Below are 13,206 nucleotides of genomic sequence, written 5' to 3' on the forward strand. Positions count from 1 at the left end.
GTGCGGGCGGGACCTCGGTACGGAAGTTCGCCTCCGGCTCGGGGCGGAGGCCTGCGTCGGGTTCGGGGCGTAGGTCCTGGCGGCCGTCGCCGGAGTGCTCCGTCCGGTACTCGGCTGTTGTGTATTCCACCGGTGTGACTTCCGCACTGGCGGAATGGTCCTCGACCACGCGTTGCTCCCCGATTCATCGCTGCGGTGGCCGGCGCGTCCCGGGCGGACCCGGGTAGCGCGACCATTCGACCCGACCGCCGCACTGTCCACACGGTTGTCCACAGTTGTGAACGACCGCAGGAGCAGGTTGGTTACCAATCGCGGGGTGTGGGACCTCTGGTGTGAGGGAGTGACGCTAACAAGTCTGAGTAGGCAGCTTCAAGCCGTCATCCACAGGCTATGAACAGGAAATTGGGGGCAACTTGCGGCGTGTCGGGTAGACGCCGGAGCGTAGTCATGGTCGGCGATCGCTCTCTGTGGCTGTCCGGATCGGAGGGTGACCACGGCCCGGTGCGGCCGTTGCCCACTATCCTGTCCACAAGCCTGTGGAAAAGTCTGGGGATACCTGGTTTGACCTGTCCACAGGCGGCCACGTACCGTGGATCAGTCGGTGTTGAGCCGGCCGTTTCGTGCTGCGCTCCCTGCGGATTCCTCCGGTGGTGTGTAGGACGGCTACATTGGGCAGATCCAATCAGTGGATTTGTCGACATTCTGTGATCTCGAGTAACCGGAGTCATTCCAGTGAGCAAGCGGACGTTCCAGCCGAACAACCGTCGTCGGCACAAGAAGCACGGCTTCCGTCTTCGGATGCGTACCCGTGCGGGTCGCGCGATCATCGCCGCCCGCCGTGGCAAGGGTCGTCAGCGCCTCGCGGCCTGAGCGACCTGCTCGACGGTGACCACCTCGTGCTGCCAGCGTCGAACCGGCTCCGCCGGTCCGACGACTTCCGTCGCGCCGTCCGCTCCGGACGTCGCGCGTCGCGGCGCGCGGTGGTTCTCCACCTGCTGGTGGAGGACGGCTGCGCCGAGCCTCCACGTGTCGGATTCGTTGTGAACAAGGCGGTGGGCAACGCGGTTCTGCGGAACCGGGTCCACCGCCGTCTGCGTGCTGTGCTGACAGCGCGGCTCCCTGACCTTCCGGCCGGCAGCCTGGCCGTCGTCCGCGCGCTCCCGTCGTCCGCCTCGGCGTCGTACGAGGAGCTCGCCGCGGATGTCGACGGTGCTCTGACCCGGTTGCTGAAGTCATGATGCGGATCAATCCCGTGCGGAGCGGGATCATCGGATTCTTGAAGCTGTACCGCCTGCTGATCAGCCCGATGTACGGGCAGGTCTGCAGGTTCTACCCGAGTTGTTCGGCGTACGCCTTGGAGGCGGTCGAGCGCCACGGTGCGGTGCGCGGTAGCTGGCTGGCGATGAGACGACTCATCCGCTGCCACCCGTGGAACCCCGGAGGCTACGACCCCGTTCCACCCACAGATGTCGACCAGCGCGGAGAACATGAGGACCCCAGTCTTCACGACTCCGCCAACCAGCCCGGACCGTCAGCCGACGCCGGGCCTGTGCAGCGAGGTGCATGAGTGACTCTTCTGGCCATCCCCGGGCTCGCCGTTTGGGACGGGATCGTAGATCTGTTCAACACGGTCATGACGCCGCTGTACTGGGCAGTGTCGGCGCTGCTCGTCGGCTGGCACTGGCTGCTCAGCCAGGTGCTCGACCCGAACGGCGGCTGGGCCTGGGCGCTGTCCATCGCGGGCCTCACGGTCGTGATCCGGACGCTCCTGATCCCGCTGTTCGTCCGGCAGATCCGCTCCAGCCGGAACATGCAGCTGTTGCAGCCGAAGATGAAGGAGCTGCAGAAGAAGTACGGCCATGACCGGGAGAAGCTCGGTCAGGAAATGATGAAGCTGTACAAGGAGACGGGCACCAACCCGTTCTCCTCGTGCCTTCCGCTGCTGCTGCAGTCGCCGATCTTCCTGGCCCTGTTCCGCGTGCTGGACTACGCCGCGAAGGGTCAGGCCCACAGCCCGATCATGCAGCCGTACGTCTCGTCGCTGCAGCACGCCAAGATCTTCGGCGCGGAGATCTCGCAAACCTTCCTGAAGGCAAGCGGCCCGGGTGAGAACAACGTCAAGATCGTCGCGATCGTGCTGATCATCCTGATGACCGCGACGATGTTCACCACGCAGCTTCAGCTGATGCGCAAGAACATGCCGAAGGAGGCCCTCACCGGCCAGGCAGCGCAGATGCAGAAGGTCATGCTCTACGTCTTCCCGGTCTTCTTCCTGATCGGTGGCTTCAACTTCCCGATCGGTGTGCTGATCTACTGGTTCGTCTCGAACCTGTGGACGATGGGCCAGCAGTTCTACGTGATCCGCCGCAACCCCGCTCCTGGCACCCCGGCGTACGACGCGATGCAGGCCCGCAAGCGCGAGCACAACGTCCGGCACGGCAAGCCGGTCGACGACGGCGTTCCCGGTACGGCGGGCGCCGCGACGGAGACCGCGACCTCGGATCGCCGTCCGGCCCAGCGTCAGCAGCCGAAGCGCCAGTCGCGCAGCGACCGCAAGGGCGGCCCGGCCGCCGGTGCTGCGACCGCCTCCGACTCGACGGCGTCAAGCAACGGCCAGACGACGGCACCGCAGGACGCGCCGCGACCACAGGACGCACCGAAGAACGCACAGGGCGCTGTTCCCAAGAAGCAGCCGGCCGGCTCGACCAAGCGCCAGCCGGCAGCCAAGTCGGCCGCCCAGAAGCGGGCCGCGCAGAAGAGGGCGGCGCAGAAGCGCTCCGGCGGTTCGCGCTGACCCGCGAGCTCTTCGTGCTTGCACATCCTGACTTGTGAACGACGGGGTCCCCGTGGGGCGGATCCCGATATTGCGAAGGAGTGGCCGTGAGCGACGGCATGCAGAACACTGAGGCGGCGGAGCAGTCCGCCGGTACGAACCATTCGGCCGCGGATCGCCTGAAGGCGCTCGAGGCCGAGAGCGATATTGCGGCGGACTACCTGGAGGAGTTGCTCGACATCGCCGATCTCGACGGCGACATCGACATGGACATCGACGGCGATCGTGCCGCGGTGTCGATCGTCGGCGCGGAGTTGAACAACCTCGTCGGCGAGAACGGCAAGGTGCTCGAGGCGCTCCAGGAGCTGACCCGGCTGGCGGTGTACCGGGAGACCGGTGAGCGGTCGCGGCTGATGCTGGACGTGTCGAACTACCGGGCGAACCGGAAGGCCGAGCTCGAAGAGGTCGGCCGGAAGGCGGTCGAGGAGGCGAAGGCGTCCGGGACCCCGGTTCGGCTCGACCCGATGACGCCGTTCGAGCGCAAGGTCGTGCACGACGTGGTCGCCGCCGCGGGCCTGACGTCAGAGTCCGAGGGCGAGGAGCCCCGCCGCCGCGTGGTGGTACAGCCATGAACGCACGCCAGTGACAGTGCGCATGCCGCGCCTCCGGCGCGGCGGGTCATCGGGCTGTGACTCGCGGCCTTCCCTCGTCGCTCTGGTCGCTCCGCTCCCTGCGCTCCTCAGTCCAGCCCGGGAGGCCCGATGACCGAAGACGTTTCACGTGAAACACCGCCGCTCGTGGACAAGCTGTTTCCACGGGCGGCGGTCCGGCTTTCGGCGTACGCCGAGCTGCTCGCGACCGAAGGCACCCTGCGCGGGCTGATCGGGCCGCGCGAGGTGCCGCGGCTCTGGGACCGGCACCTGCTGAACTGTGCCGTCGTCGAGCGGCTGGTCCCGGAGGAGTCCCTGGTTGCCGACATCGGCACCGGCGCCGGCCTGCCGGGGATCGTGCTCGCGATCGTCCGTCCCGATCTCCAGGTGGAGCTCGTCGAGCCGTTGCTCCGACGCACCACCTTCCTCCAGGAAGCGGTCGACACACTCGAGCTCGACAACGCGACGGTGGTCAGGTCCCGGGCCGAGGATCTGCCACGAGCCTCGTACGACGTGGTGACGTCCCGGGCCGTTGCTCCTCTCGGCAAACTCGCCCGCTGGTGTCTGCCGCTCTGCGTCGAGGGCGGACTGATGCTGGCGATGAAGGGCGAGTCCGCAGAGGAGGAACTGGACGCCTCGGAACGCGAATTGGCGAAGCTCGGGGCAGAGCTTTGGCACATTCATCAACTCGGCGGCGATGAACTGGCCCTCCCCACGACTGTGGTGAGTATTGTGGCCGGACGTGCTGCAGGGGGATCCCGGCACGGAAGACACGGGAGGTGAGCGGGTTGGTGAGTCGTGCCCTCGGATGGCCCGAGAGGAGCACCGGTGAGCCGAGGTCATCGCAAGGCATCGGCTGGCCGACCGATCCGGAATCCAGCGTTCGCGTGGTCACCCACGAGCCGACTCCCGACCTCACCCCCGCGCCGGCACCTCCTGTCCGGACTTCTTCTTCTGCGGAGCTGCCTGACCCGATCGTGGCGACGCCGCCGATCGACAGTTCGGGGCTCCGGGCGGTTGCCGCGGCCGGTCTCGACGTCCCCGGAGCGATCGGCGACGGCTCCGTTTCACGTGAAACGCCAGACATGCGCGATGATGGTTCCGAGCCCGAATCGGCGTCACTGGTGGACGCCGAACCGGGCTTCTCGGACTCTCCACCGCCTGTGGATGACCACCGCATGAAACTGCCTCTGCACACGGGAATTCGTCCACAGCAGCCTGTGGACGGAGCTGGGGGCAGACCCGCCCCGACCCCTACCGACATCCTCTTCGGGCCAAGTCCCGCACCTCTTGGAATGGGCGCTATGACTGCCGCACAGATCGCCGCGCGGGCCACGTCGGACGAGCTTCAGCGACGACTTCTCGAGACTCCGATCGCCGCCGCGACCGAACGGACCCTGCTGGTGAATGAAGGACGCACGATGGGCCGCGAGTTCCCGCTGCCCGACCAGACCCGAGTCTTCGTGGTCGCCAACCAGAAAGGTGGCGTCGGCAAGACCACGACAACCGTGAACGTCGCCGCCGGTCTCGCGCTGTACGGCGCGAAGATCCTGGTGATCGACCTCGACCCCCAGGGCAACGCGTCGACGGCCCTGGGGATCGACCACGCCGAAGGAACGCCGGGCGTGTACGAAGCGGTCATCGAGGGTGAGGCTCTCGACAACCTCATCCAGCCGTGTGCCGAGCACCCGGGCATCCAGGTCATCCCGGCGACGATCGACCTGGCCGGTGCCGAGATCGAGCTCGTCAGCGTCGTCGCTCGTGAGAGCCGGCTGAAGAACGTGCTCGACGCGTATCTGGCCAAGTCCGAGGCCGCGGGGGAGAAGTACGACTACGTCTTCATCGACTGCCCGCCGTCGCTCGGCCTGCTGACCGTGAACGCGCTGACGGCCGCACGCGAGGTGCTGGTGCCGATCCAGAGCGAGTACTACGCACTCGAGGGTCTGTCTCAACTGCTCCGCCACATCGACATGGTGAAGTCGCATCTGAACCCCGGCCTCGACGTGTCGACGATCCTGCTGACGATGTACGACGCCCGGACGAAGCTGGCCGGCGAGGTCGCGGCCGAAGTCCGTGGCCACTTCAAGGACGCCGTACTGCGGACTGCCGTGCCGCGCTCGGTGCGTATCTCGGAAGCCCCGAGCCACGGGCAGACCGTGCTCGCGTACGACCCGGCGTCCGCGGGCGCACTTTCGTACCTGGAGGCGTCCCGCGAGATCGCCATGCGGAACAACGCCTGATTTGTGGATCGGTGTGGCACCGTTTCACGTGAAACGGGAACGTCAGCAGTGACTCAGGATGTCGATCTCGAGGGAGCGCGATGAACACCCGACTCGGACGCGGACTTGGCGCGCTGATCCCCAGCTCGCCGGCCCCCGGCACTACGACCCTCGGCAGCAAGTCGAGCTCGATCCCGGGCGCGCCGCCGATCGCGAAACCGGCTGAGCCGCAGGGGCCGCAGGGGCCGCAAGGGCCGGAGCTGGCCGCGGTACCGGGCGCCTCGTTCGCCGAGATCGAGGTCGACAAGATCACGCCGAACCCGAAGCAGCCCCGGAGCGTCTTCGACGAGGAGGCGATGGAGGAGCTCGTCCATTCGGTGAAGGAGATCGGGCTCCTGCAGCCGATCGTCGTTCGCCGGCTCGAGGGCGACAAGTACGAACTCGTCATGGGCGAGCGCCGCTGGCGGGCAACGCAGCAGGCGGGCCTGGCGACGATCCCGGCGATCGTCCGCGACACCTCCGACGACGCGATGCTCCGGGACGCGCTCCTGGAGAACCTGCACCGCAGCCAACTGAACCCGCTCGAAGAGGCGGCCGCCTACCAGCAGATGCTCGACGACTTCGGCTGCACCCAGGAAGTCCTCGCCAACCGGATCGGACGGTCGCGGCCACAAATCTCCAACACGTTGCGACTCCTGAAGTTGCCCGCCGGCGTACAGCGCCGCGTTGCCGCCGGGGTCCTCTCCGCGGGCCACGCTCGGGCTCTCCTGGGTCTCCCGAGTGGCGACGCCATCGAGCGCCTCGCGCAGCGCATCGTCGCCGAGGGCCTCTCGGTCCGCACCGTCGAAGAGATCGTCGCACTGGGCGACATGAACGCCGAGGATCCCACTCCGCCCCGGCGCCGCAACAAGCCGGTGGCCCCGCGCCTGGTCGACCTGGCCGACCGGCTCTCCGACCGCTTCGAGACGCGCGTCAAGGTGGACCTCGGCAAGACCAAGGGCAAGATCACCGTCGAGTTCGCTTCCCTCGACGACCTCGAGCGCATCGTCACACTGATGGACCCCAACAAGCAGACCGACTGACTTCCCCGGCTGCCTGCCGCCTGCCACCATGCGAACAGATGGGCGCGCGGGCGGAGCGCTGGCCGAGGGCGGGGTCTGTCGCGGATCTCCAGGCCATCACAACGTGCGACGTCCGCCGACCGCCCGCTCACCCGCGGACGGCGGCCACGATTGTGATGGCCTGAAGATCCGTGGGCCGCAAGCGCGATGTGGCGCCCTGGTCACGGAAGCCGCCGGGAGCGACCGGCCAGTCTGAGACGCCGTAATAGCCGGAGCTGCCTGAGTGGCGCAGGCGCCCGAGCACCCAGAGTTGCCAAAACGGCCGGAACCACCCGAGCCGGCGAGACAGCCGGTCGCCGGAACCGCCCGAGGTGGACGAGACGGCCTGGTGTGCCGGCGCACCCTGTTCGCGCGGAGGGGTTGCGCCCGGGTGGGTCGTGAGCAGCCTGCCTGTGGTCTCGGTAAGGCCAGGGATTCCTCTGTCAGCGGGATCCTAAGCGACCTCGGGCGATGTTCTCGGCGGGCAAGGTCCACAGCGAGCGCGTGAGCCGAGGCGAGATTTGTCGACATAGCTACTTGGGGACTTGCTGCAATGTTTCATGTGAAACATTGCGGGTGGCTTTGATGAGATAGGTGGCGGGGAGCAGGCTTGCGGTGGGGCCCAGGCCGGCGTACATCTCCGGGTTGGGGAACTCCTGGAACCTGGCCAGCGTGAGGCCGGCGGCCGACAACGCGGTGATGATGTCGCTCGGAGGCCAGATGAAAGCCTGGAAGGACGGGGCGTCGGGATTGTCGCGGGCCCCGGTCGGGAGTTTGGTGTTTTCGATGGTGGCGTGCGGGGTCGAGCGACCGAAGTAATCGGCGGTGACCGTCAACTGCCCGGTGGCCTGGACGGCGAGGACTTCCCAGACGGGGTGATGGTCGGCCACGAGGATCGAGCCGCCGGGCGCCAGGCGTGACGCGACCAGAGTCGCGAACACGGTCAGGTCGGGGACCCAGCAGATCGCGCCCCAGCTCAGGTAGATGAGATCGAAGTCAGTGAGGTCTGCCGGGAGGGCGAGCATGTCGGCGCGGCGGAAGTCGACCTGGATGCCGGCGGCAACGGACTTCGAGCGCGCCAGATCCAGGGCGACCTCGGAGATGTCGACGCCGGTGACCGCGGCGCCCAGTTGAGCCCATGACAGGGCTTCGTCGCCGCAAGAACAGGCGAGTTGCAGGACGCGGCGGCCGCGGACCTCGCCCGCCGCTGCGAGCTCGTCGGCGGACAGCGTCGAGCCGCCGTTGGCGAAGTACGACGCTGGTTGCCCTGGGCGCGCAGTGTGGATCTGGTTCCAGCTGGCGCGGTTCGACTCCGTGATGTCATGCAGCACGGAGTCGACGCTAGGGGCCGGAACCCCTGCGGGACAACGGGATTAGCGGCCCAGCAGTTCGTGCGACGTCTTGCGCTCGGCGTAGAACGACAGGAACGGGATCGTGCCGGCCAGCGCCATCATCACCAGTCGCGGGAACGACCAACGAACCCGGCGGAACAAGTCGAAGGTCAGCAGCAGGTAGACCATGTACAGGAACCCGTGCGTCGGGCCGATCACGTCCATCGCGCCGGGGCTGTCCGCGAAGTACTTGAGCGGCATGGCGAGGAACACCAGCAGCAGGAGCATCACGCCGACGACGTACGCGATCACGCGGTAGCGCATCAGCGCGCCGCGGACGGCCGGGGTCAACGGCTGCGAGCCGGCGGAGGTGGCGGGGTCGGCTGGAGAGGTCACGCTGAAACGGTACCGCTTGGCTCCACACGCTCTCCGGGCCGGTCCTGGTCCGGATCCGGCTCGTCGACGTCGCGGTTGGCGTCCAGCACCATCTTCGCCCACATCCACAGCGTGAAGGCCGCGAAGATCCACCACTGGAAGGCATACGCGATGTTCCGCAGCCCGGCGTGGTCGGTCGGCGGCGGGGGTGGCTGGACGACGGCCGGCGCGGGGGAGGGTACGCCGCCGGACACGGACTCCTGGACGACGAACGCGTCGTACACGCGGTAGTCGACGAGGTGGACGATCGTCGGGATCCGCAGCGACGACAGCACTCGGCCCTTGGCGGCATCGCCCGACGAATCCTCCGCCTCGGACGCGATCACCGTCCCGGTCAGCCGCACCGGGCCGCTAGGAGCCTTCGCAGCGGCATCCCCGACCGTCGGGACCCAGCCACGAACCACCATCACGGCGTCCGACGACGAGAGCTTCACCGGCGACACAACCCAGAAGCCGACCCGCGAGTCCTGCGAGCGATTGGCGATGAAGACCTGATCCGCGGCCGGACCCCACGTCCCGTCCACCGTCACCCGTCGGCTGACCGCCTTGGACGGCAGCCCTTCGTCGATCGAGAACAGCGACTGCAAGGCCACCGGTGCAGCTTGAGCCCGGTGGGCCGTGGCATCAGCCGTCTTGGACCGGTACACGCCCAACTGCCACACACCCATCACCGACATCACTGCGGCAATGGCCAGAGCCAGCACAAGCAGCCCGATCCACCGCGGTGTCAGGACGGTCCGCCACAGCGGCCGGGGTACGTCGGGCATCACAACCTTCAGCGAGCAGCTGCTGTCGCCAGCAGATCGCGGCAGAGCACACCGAGCTCGATCCCAGCGGCCTCAGCCGCCAACGGGACCAGCGACGTCTCCGTCATCCCCGGCGCCACATTCACCTCGAGGAACCACGGCACGCCGGCCGCGTCCACGACGAGGTCCGACCGCGACAGGTCCCGCAGCCCCAGCGCCTGGTGCGCCTGCACCGCTGCCGCAGCGCACGCACCCGCGACCTCAGGCTCGAGCCGGGCAGGCACGACGAACTGCGTCGCCCCGGCCGTGTACCGCGCCTCGTAGTCGTAGAACCCCGAGTCCGGCCGGATCTCCACCGCCGGCAGAGCCCGCGGCCCGTCGCCCGTGTCGACCACGGTCACGGCGACCTCGGTGCCGTCGACGTACTGCTCGATCAGCGCCACCGGACCGTACGCGTAGCAGTTCACCATCGCCGACGGCAGCTCCTCGGCTGACCGCACGATCGACGCGCCCAGCGCGGAACCGCCGCGGGCGGGCTTCACGACGAGCGGCAGCCCGATCTGGTGGATCACCGACTCCATCAGCGACGCGGCGCCCAGCTCCCGGAATGTGTCATGCCCGAGCACGACCGACGCCGGCGTGTGCAGCCCGGCTGCCCCGACCATCGTCGACGCGACCGGCTTGTCGAAGGCCGTGCGGCACGCGGCCGCGTCGGCGCCGACGTACGGAACGCCGTACAGGTCGAGGACCTGGCGGAGTGCGCCGTCCTCGCCGGTGACGCCGTGCAGGACGGGGAAGACCGCGTCCGGCGGATCGTTGCGCAGCCGGTCGACCAGGGAGGCGTCGACGTCACGCTGCTCGACCTCTACGCCGACGCTGCGCAGGGCGTCCGCCACCCGCCGACCGGACCGCAGCGAGACGTCCCGCTCGTGCGACAGCCCGCCGGCCAGAACAAGCACTCGACCCAGATCACTCATCACAAATATCCCGATCACTCGTGGGCGACTCCGGCACGGGCGCCGGTCCCGAGGCCCATTGGAACGGTACCGCTAGCGCGTCAGCGACCCACGGCCACCCGTAGATCCATTGCGCAACCTTTGCGCTCGTCGCAGCAGGGTGGTCTAACTCAGCTCCGGTCCCGGAGCGTCGTAGTCACGTCCCGCACCAGGTGGCAGCGGACCGAACGTCTCGCGGAGCTCGAGCTCCTCATGAATCACCGCGGCGAGCCGACCGACACCTTCGGTGATCCGCTCCGGTGTCGGATGACAGTACGACAGCCGCATGCACTGCGAGCCGAAACCGTCGGCGAAGAAGGCCGTTCCGGGCACGTACGCCACGCGCGCGGTGACCGCCCGGGGCAGCATCGCCTTCGCATCAAGGCCTTCCGGCAACGTCAGCCACACGTAGAACCCGCCGCTCGGCCGCGTCCAGGTCGTTGCTGCAGGCATCTTTTCGGCGAGCGCCGCGAGCATCGCGTCCCGGCGTTCGCGGTACATCTCGCGGAACTGCTTCACCTGCCCCATCCAGTCGTGCCGGACCAGGTACGACGAGATGGCGAGCTGGCTGAACGTCGGCGGGCAGAGCGTCGCGGACTCCTGTGCCAGCACGAGTTTCTCCCGCACCGCATGCGGCGCGACCGCCCAACCCACCCGGAAACCGGGCGCGAACGTCTTGGAGAACGACCCGAGGTAGATCACGCCTTCGCGATCGTCGGCCCGCAACGCGCGCTGCGGCTCACCCTCGAAGCCGAGCAGCCCGTACGGGTTGTCCTCCAGCACCAGCAGCTTGGCCCGCTGACAGATCTCCAGCACCCGCGACCGGCGCTCGTCCGACAGCGAAACCCCGGCGGGGTTGTGGAAATTCGGGATCGTGTAGAAGAACTTGATCCGCTTGCCGGCCGCGCGGACCGTGGCGATCGCCTGCTCCAACGCCTCCGGCACGACGCCGTCGTCGTCCATCGCGACGTGCACCACTTCGCATTGGTACGCCCGGAACACGCCGAGCGCACCGACATACGAAGGCGCTTCGCAGATCACCACGTCGCCCGGATCGCAGAACACCCGCGTCACCAGGTCGACGGCCTGCTGGCTGCCGACCGTGACCACGACGTCGTCCGGGTGGGCCTCGATGCCCTCGAGCCGCATGATGTCGCAGATCTGGTCGCGCAAAGCCGGGTCGCCCTGGCCGGAGCCGTACTGCATCGCGACCGCGCCGTTGTCGATCACCAGGTCGCGGACCGCGCCGCCGACCACATCCAGCGGCAGGCCGCCGATGTTCGGCATGCCGCCCGCGAGGGAGACCACTTCGGGGCGGCTGGCAACGGAGAACAGCGCTCGGATCTCCGATGCGGTCATGCCCTTGGTCCGGGCTGCGTACGCTTCGACATAGTTGTCGAGGCGGGTCTGCCGGACATCAGGCACGTCAGCACTCACGAGGGCCACTCCAACGGGTGATCGAGGGGAAGTCACCAGGTTACGTCGACAGACCCGAGTCCGGGCTGTGGATCGGCGCGACCTCTCACTACCATGCCTTATAGGGGCAGGTTCGACCATGCCGTGATCTGGCTGCTGAGACAGCCGGGCGGCGCGGTGCGGCCTGAGAGGTGGACTGCGGAAGGCAGGATTCGGGATGAGCGTGGGCAAGACAGCCGGCTGGACCCTCGGCGGACTGCTGCTGGGCGTGCTGGCCGGTTTCGCGGCCGAGCTGTTCCGGCGGCAACCCGCCGCGAAGGTGCAGCAGCGGTACGTCGCCCCCGAGGCGACCCGCACGACGGACGCACGGACCCCGGCCCCGGTGCCGGAACCGGCGACCGAACCCGCTACGCGATGACACGCATCGTGACGAAGCTAACAAGCCACGATCGACGCAGCACCGCTGACCGGACGCGCTGATGGCCCGACGGCTCGAACCGCTGACACTCGCCAACCTCGGCGAGTTGCCGCTTCCGTGCCGTGACTGCGTGTTCTGGGAGCTCGACCCGGTCGCCGCGCGGCAGGCCGACCGCAACGGCGACACCGCGCTGGAGAAGGAAGCCTGGCTGTCCCAGCTGCTGCTCGACTGGGGTCCCGCGGGCGTCGTGCTGTACGTCGACGACGATCCGGCCGGATTCGCGCTCTACGGGCCGGCGACGTACCTGCCCCGGGTCCAGGCGTTCCCGACCGCTCCGGTCAGCCCGGACGCCGTCGTACTCGCGACCGGCCGGATCCAGCCGCGGTACCTCGGGCTCGGCCTGGGCAAGATCCTCGTCCAGGCGGTTGCGAAGGACGTGCTCAAGCGTGGTTTCCGGGCGGTCGAGGCGTTCGGTGACTCGCGGTGGAACGGGCCCGGCTGCGTCTGGCCGACCGAGTTCCTCCGCGCGGTCGGGTTCGCGGTCGTCCGTGAGCATCCGCGCAATCCACGGCTCCGGCTCGACCTGCGTTCGGCGATCACCTGGCGCAGCGAGATGGAGGCCGCCGTCGAGCGGCTGATGGGCGCGATCCGCCCGGAGCCCGCGCCGTCCGGTCCGGTGACGGTCCGGGACGCACTGAGGTCGGGTCCGGAGGTCCCGTGATCTGGCGCGCACTGGCCGATGTGGTGATGGTCGTGCACGGTGCGTTGCTGCTGTTCTTCGTGGTGGGCGGATTCCTCGCCTGGCGGTGGCCCAGGCTGATCTGGTTCCACCTCGCGATCGTGGTGTGGAACCTTGTCATCGTCCTGGCCGACTTCGGCTGCCCCGTGACGGCCACCGAGAAGTACTTCCGCCGGCAGGGCGGCGAGAGCGTCTACGCGGGCGGGTACATCCACCACTACCTCGAGGGACACCTCTGGCCGGAGGGCGCGACCCCGTGGGCGGAGCGGATCGGCTTCGCGCTGGTGCTGATCGCGTACGCCGGGTTCTTCGTCGTACAGCACGGTCGGAAGGCCAAGGTCAGGGGAGAGTCAGTGGGACCCCGGACGTGAGCCGGACGAAGCC

The 13,206-nt window shown here is 68.3% G+C and carries 15 protein-coding genes and 1 pseudogene; 11 read left to right on the forward strand and 5 right to left on the reverse strand.

Annotated elements, in window-relative coordinates; translation table 11 throughout:
• Positions 1–732 precede the first annotated feature (732 nt).
• From rpmH to EV653_RS27000, 8 genes and pseudogenes are all read left to right on the forward strand, one after another.
• Positions 733–870 carry a 50S ribosomal protein L34 gene (gene rpmH / locus EV653_RS26965; RefSeq protein WP_130386492.1) on the forward strand — a complete coding sequence of 46 codons (138 nt, stop codon included), beginning with the start codon at positions 733–735 and terminating at the stop codon, positions 868–870.
• A 26-nt stretch (positions 871–896) separates the two neighbouring features.
• Positions 897–1,238, forward strand: coding sequence for a ribonuclease P protein component (gene rnpA, locus EV653_RS26970; protein WP_134106448.1), 342 nt, complete (start codon positions 897–899; stop codon positions 1,236–1,238).
• A gap of 68 nt (positions 1,239–1,306) precedes the next feature.
• Positions 1,307–1,567 carry a membrane protein insertion efficiency factor YidD gene (gene yidD, locus EV653_RS26975; protein ID WP_238160231.1) on the forward strand — a complete coding sequence of 87 codons (261 nt, stop codon included), beginning with the start codon at positions 1,307–1,309 and terminating at the stop codon, positions 1,565–1,567.
• Between the two features lie 9 nt (positions 1,568–1,576).
• Positions 1,577–2,557, forward strand: a pseudogene (gene yidC, locus EV653_RS26980) (membrane protein insertase YidC); the annotation flags it as partial.
• Between the two features lie 323 nt (positions 2,558–2,880).
• Positions 2,881–3,405 (forward strand): Jag family protein, encoded by a 525-nt coding sequence (locus EV653_RS26985; RefSeq protein ID WP_441294981.1) that lies wholly within the window; start codon positions 2,881–2,883, stop codon positions 3,403–3,405.
• Positions 3,406–3,534: 129 nt separating this feature from the next.
• Positions 3,535–4,206 (forward strand): 16S rRNA (guanine(527)-N(7))-methyltransferase RsmG, encoded by a 672-nt coding sequence (gene rsmG, locus EV653_RS26990; RefSeq protein WP_134106451.1) that lies wholly within the window; start codon positions 3,535–3,537, stop codon positions 4,204–4,206.
• Between the two features lie 521 nt (positions 4,207–4,727).
• Positions 4,728–5,663, forward strand: a complete 936-nt coding sequence (locus EV653_RS26995) for a ParA family protein (RefSeq protein ID WP_166679568.1) — start codon at positions 4,728–4,730, stop codon at positions 5,661–5,663.
• Positions 5,664–5,743: 80 nt separating this feature from the next.
• A complete protein-coding gene (locus EV653_RS27000) occupies positions 5,744–6,724 on the forward strand; it encodes a ParB/RepB/Spo0J family partition protein (RefSeq protein WP_134106452.1) in 981 nt (326 codons plus the stop codon).
• Positions 6,725–7,275: 551 nt separating this feature from the next.
• On the opposite strand, the gene EV653_RS27005 is transcribed toward EV653_RS27000, so the two are convergent.
• The 5 genes from EV653_RS27005 to EV653_RS27025 form a co-directional block, all read right to left on the reverse strand.
• The gene (locus EV653_RS27005; RefSeq protein WP_134106453.1) at positions 7,276–8,073 is read right to left on the reverse strand and encodes a class I SAM-dependent methyltransferase; all 798 of its coding nucleotides are present in this window, start codon (positions 8,071–8,073) and stop codon (positions 7,276–7,278) included.
• Positions 8,074–8,115: 42 nt separating this feature from the next.
• Positions 8,116–8,469, reverse strand: coding sequence for a DUF3817 domain-containing protein (locus EV653_RS27010; RefSeq protein WP_238160120.1), 354 nt, complete (start codon positions 8,467–8,469; stop codon positions 8,116–8,118).
• Complete coding sequence (locus tag EV653_RS27015; RefSeq protein WP_134106454.1) at positions 8,466–9,275, reverse strand: SURF1 family protein; 810 nt, start codon at positions 9,273–9,275, stop codon at positions 8,466–8,468. The genes EV653_RS27010 and EV653_RS27015 overlap by 4 nt, the downstream gene beginning before the upstream one ends.
• Positions 9,276–9,283: 8 nt before the next feature.
• Positions 9,284–10,231 carry a D-alanine--D-alanine ligase family protein gene (locus tag EV653_RS27020; protein WP_134106455.1) on the reverse strand — a complete coding sequence of 316 codons (948 nt, stop codon included), beginning with the start codon at positions 10,229–10,231 and terminating at the stop codon, positions 9,284–9,286.
• 144 nt (positions 10,232–10,375) lie between these two features.
• Positions 10,376–11,686 (reverse strand): aminotransferase-like domain-containing protein, encoded by a 1,311-nt coding sequence (locus tag EV653_RS27025; RefSeq protein ID WP_134106456.1) that lies wholly within the window; start codon positions 11,684–11,686, stop codon positions 10,376–10,378.
• Between the two features lie 196 nt (positions 11,687–11,882).
• On the opposite strand from EV653_RS27025, the gene EV653_RS27030 reads away from it, so the two are divergent.
• From EV653_RS27030 to EV653_RS27040, 3 genes are all read left to right on the forward strand, one after another.
• A complete protein-coding gene (locus EV653_RS27030; protein ID WP_134106457.1) occupies positions 11,883–12,083 on the forward strand; it encodes a hypothetical protein in 201 nt (66 codons plus the stop codon).
• A 61-nt stretch (positions 12,084–12,144) separates the two neighbouring features.
• A complete protein-coding gene (locus EV653_RS27035; RefSeq protein WP_134106458.1) occupies positions 12,145–12,804 on the forward strand; it encodes a GNAT family N-acetyltransferase in 660 nt (219 codons plus the stop codon).
• Positions 12,801–13,193, forward strand: coding sequence for a DUF2784 domain-containing protein (locus tag EV653_RS27040; protein WP_134106459.1), 393 nt, complete (start codon positions 12,801–12,803; stop codon positions 13,191–13,193). The genes EV653_RS27035 and EV653_RS27040 overlap by 4 nt, the downstream gene beginning before the upstream one ends.
• The last annotated feature ends 13 nt before the right edge of the window (positions 13,194–13,206 follow it).

The sequence above is a fragment of the Kribbella pratensis genome, from assembly GCF_004365355.1.
In the GTDB taxonomy this organism is placed as follows: domain Bacteria; phylum Actinomycetota; class Actinomycetes; order Propionibacteriales; family Kribbellaceae; genus Kribbella.

Coding starts and splice junctions, on each gene's coding strand:
- EV653_RS27030 (WP_134106457.1), top strand. CDS start 11,883: ATGAGCGTGGGCAAGACAGCCGGCTGGACCCTCGGCGGACTGCTGCTG.
- EV653_RS27020 (WP_134106455.1), bottom strand. CDS start 10,231: ATGAGTGATCTGGGTCGAGTGCTTGTTCTGGCCGGCGGGCTGTCGCAC.
- yidD (WP_238160231.1), top strand. CDS start 1,307: ATGTACGGGCAGGTCTGCAGGTTCTACCCGAGTTGTTCGGCGTACGCC.
- EV653_RS26995 (WP_166679568.1), top strand. CDS start 4,728: ATGACTGCCGCACAGATCGCCGCGCGGGCCACGTCGGACGAGCTTCAG.
- EV653_RS27035 (WP_134106458.1), top strand. CDS start 12,145: ATGGCCCGACGGCTCGAACCGCTGACACTCGCCAACCTCGGCGAGTTG.
- EV653_RS27015 (WP_134106454.1), bottom strand. CDS start 9,275: ATGCCCGACGTACCCCGGCCGCTGTGGCGGACCGTCCTGACACCGCGG.
- EV653_RS27000 (WP_134106452.1), top strand. CDS start 5,744: ATGAACACCCGACTCGGACGCGGACTTGGCGCGCTGATCCCCAGCTCG.
- rsmG (WP_134106451.1), top strand. CDS start 3,535: ATGACCGAAGACGTTTCACGTGAAACACCGCCGCTCGTGGACAAGCTG.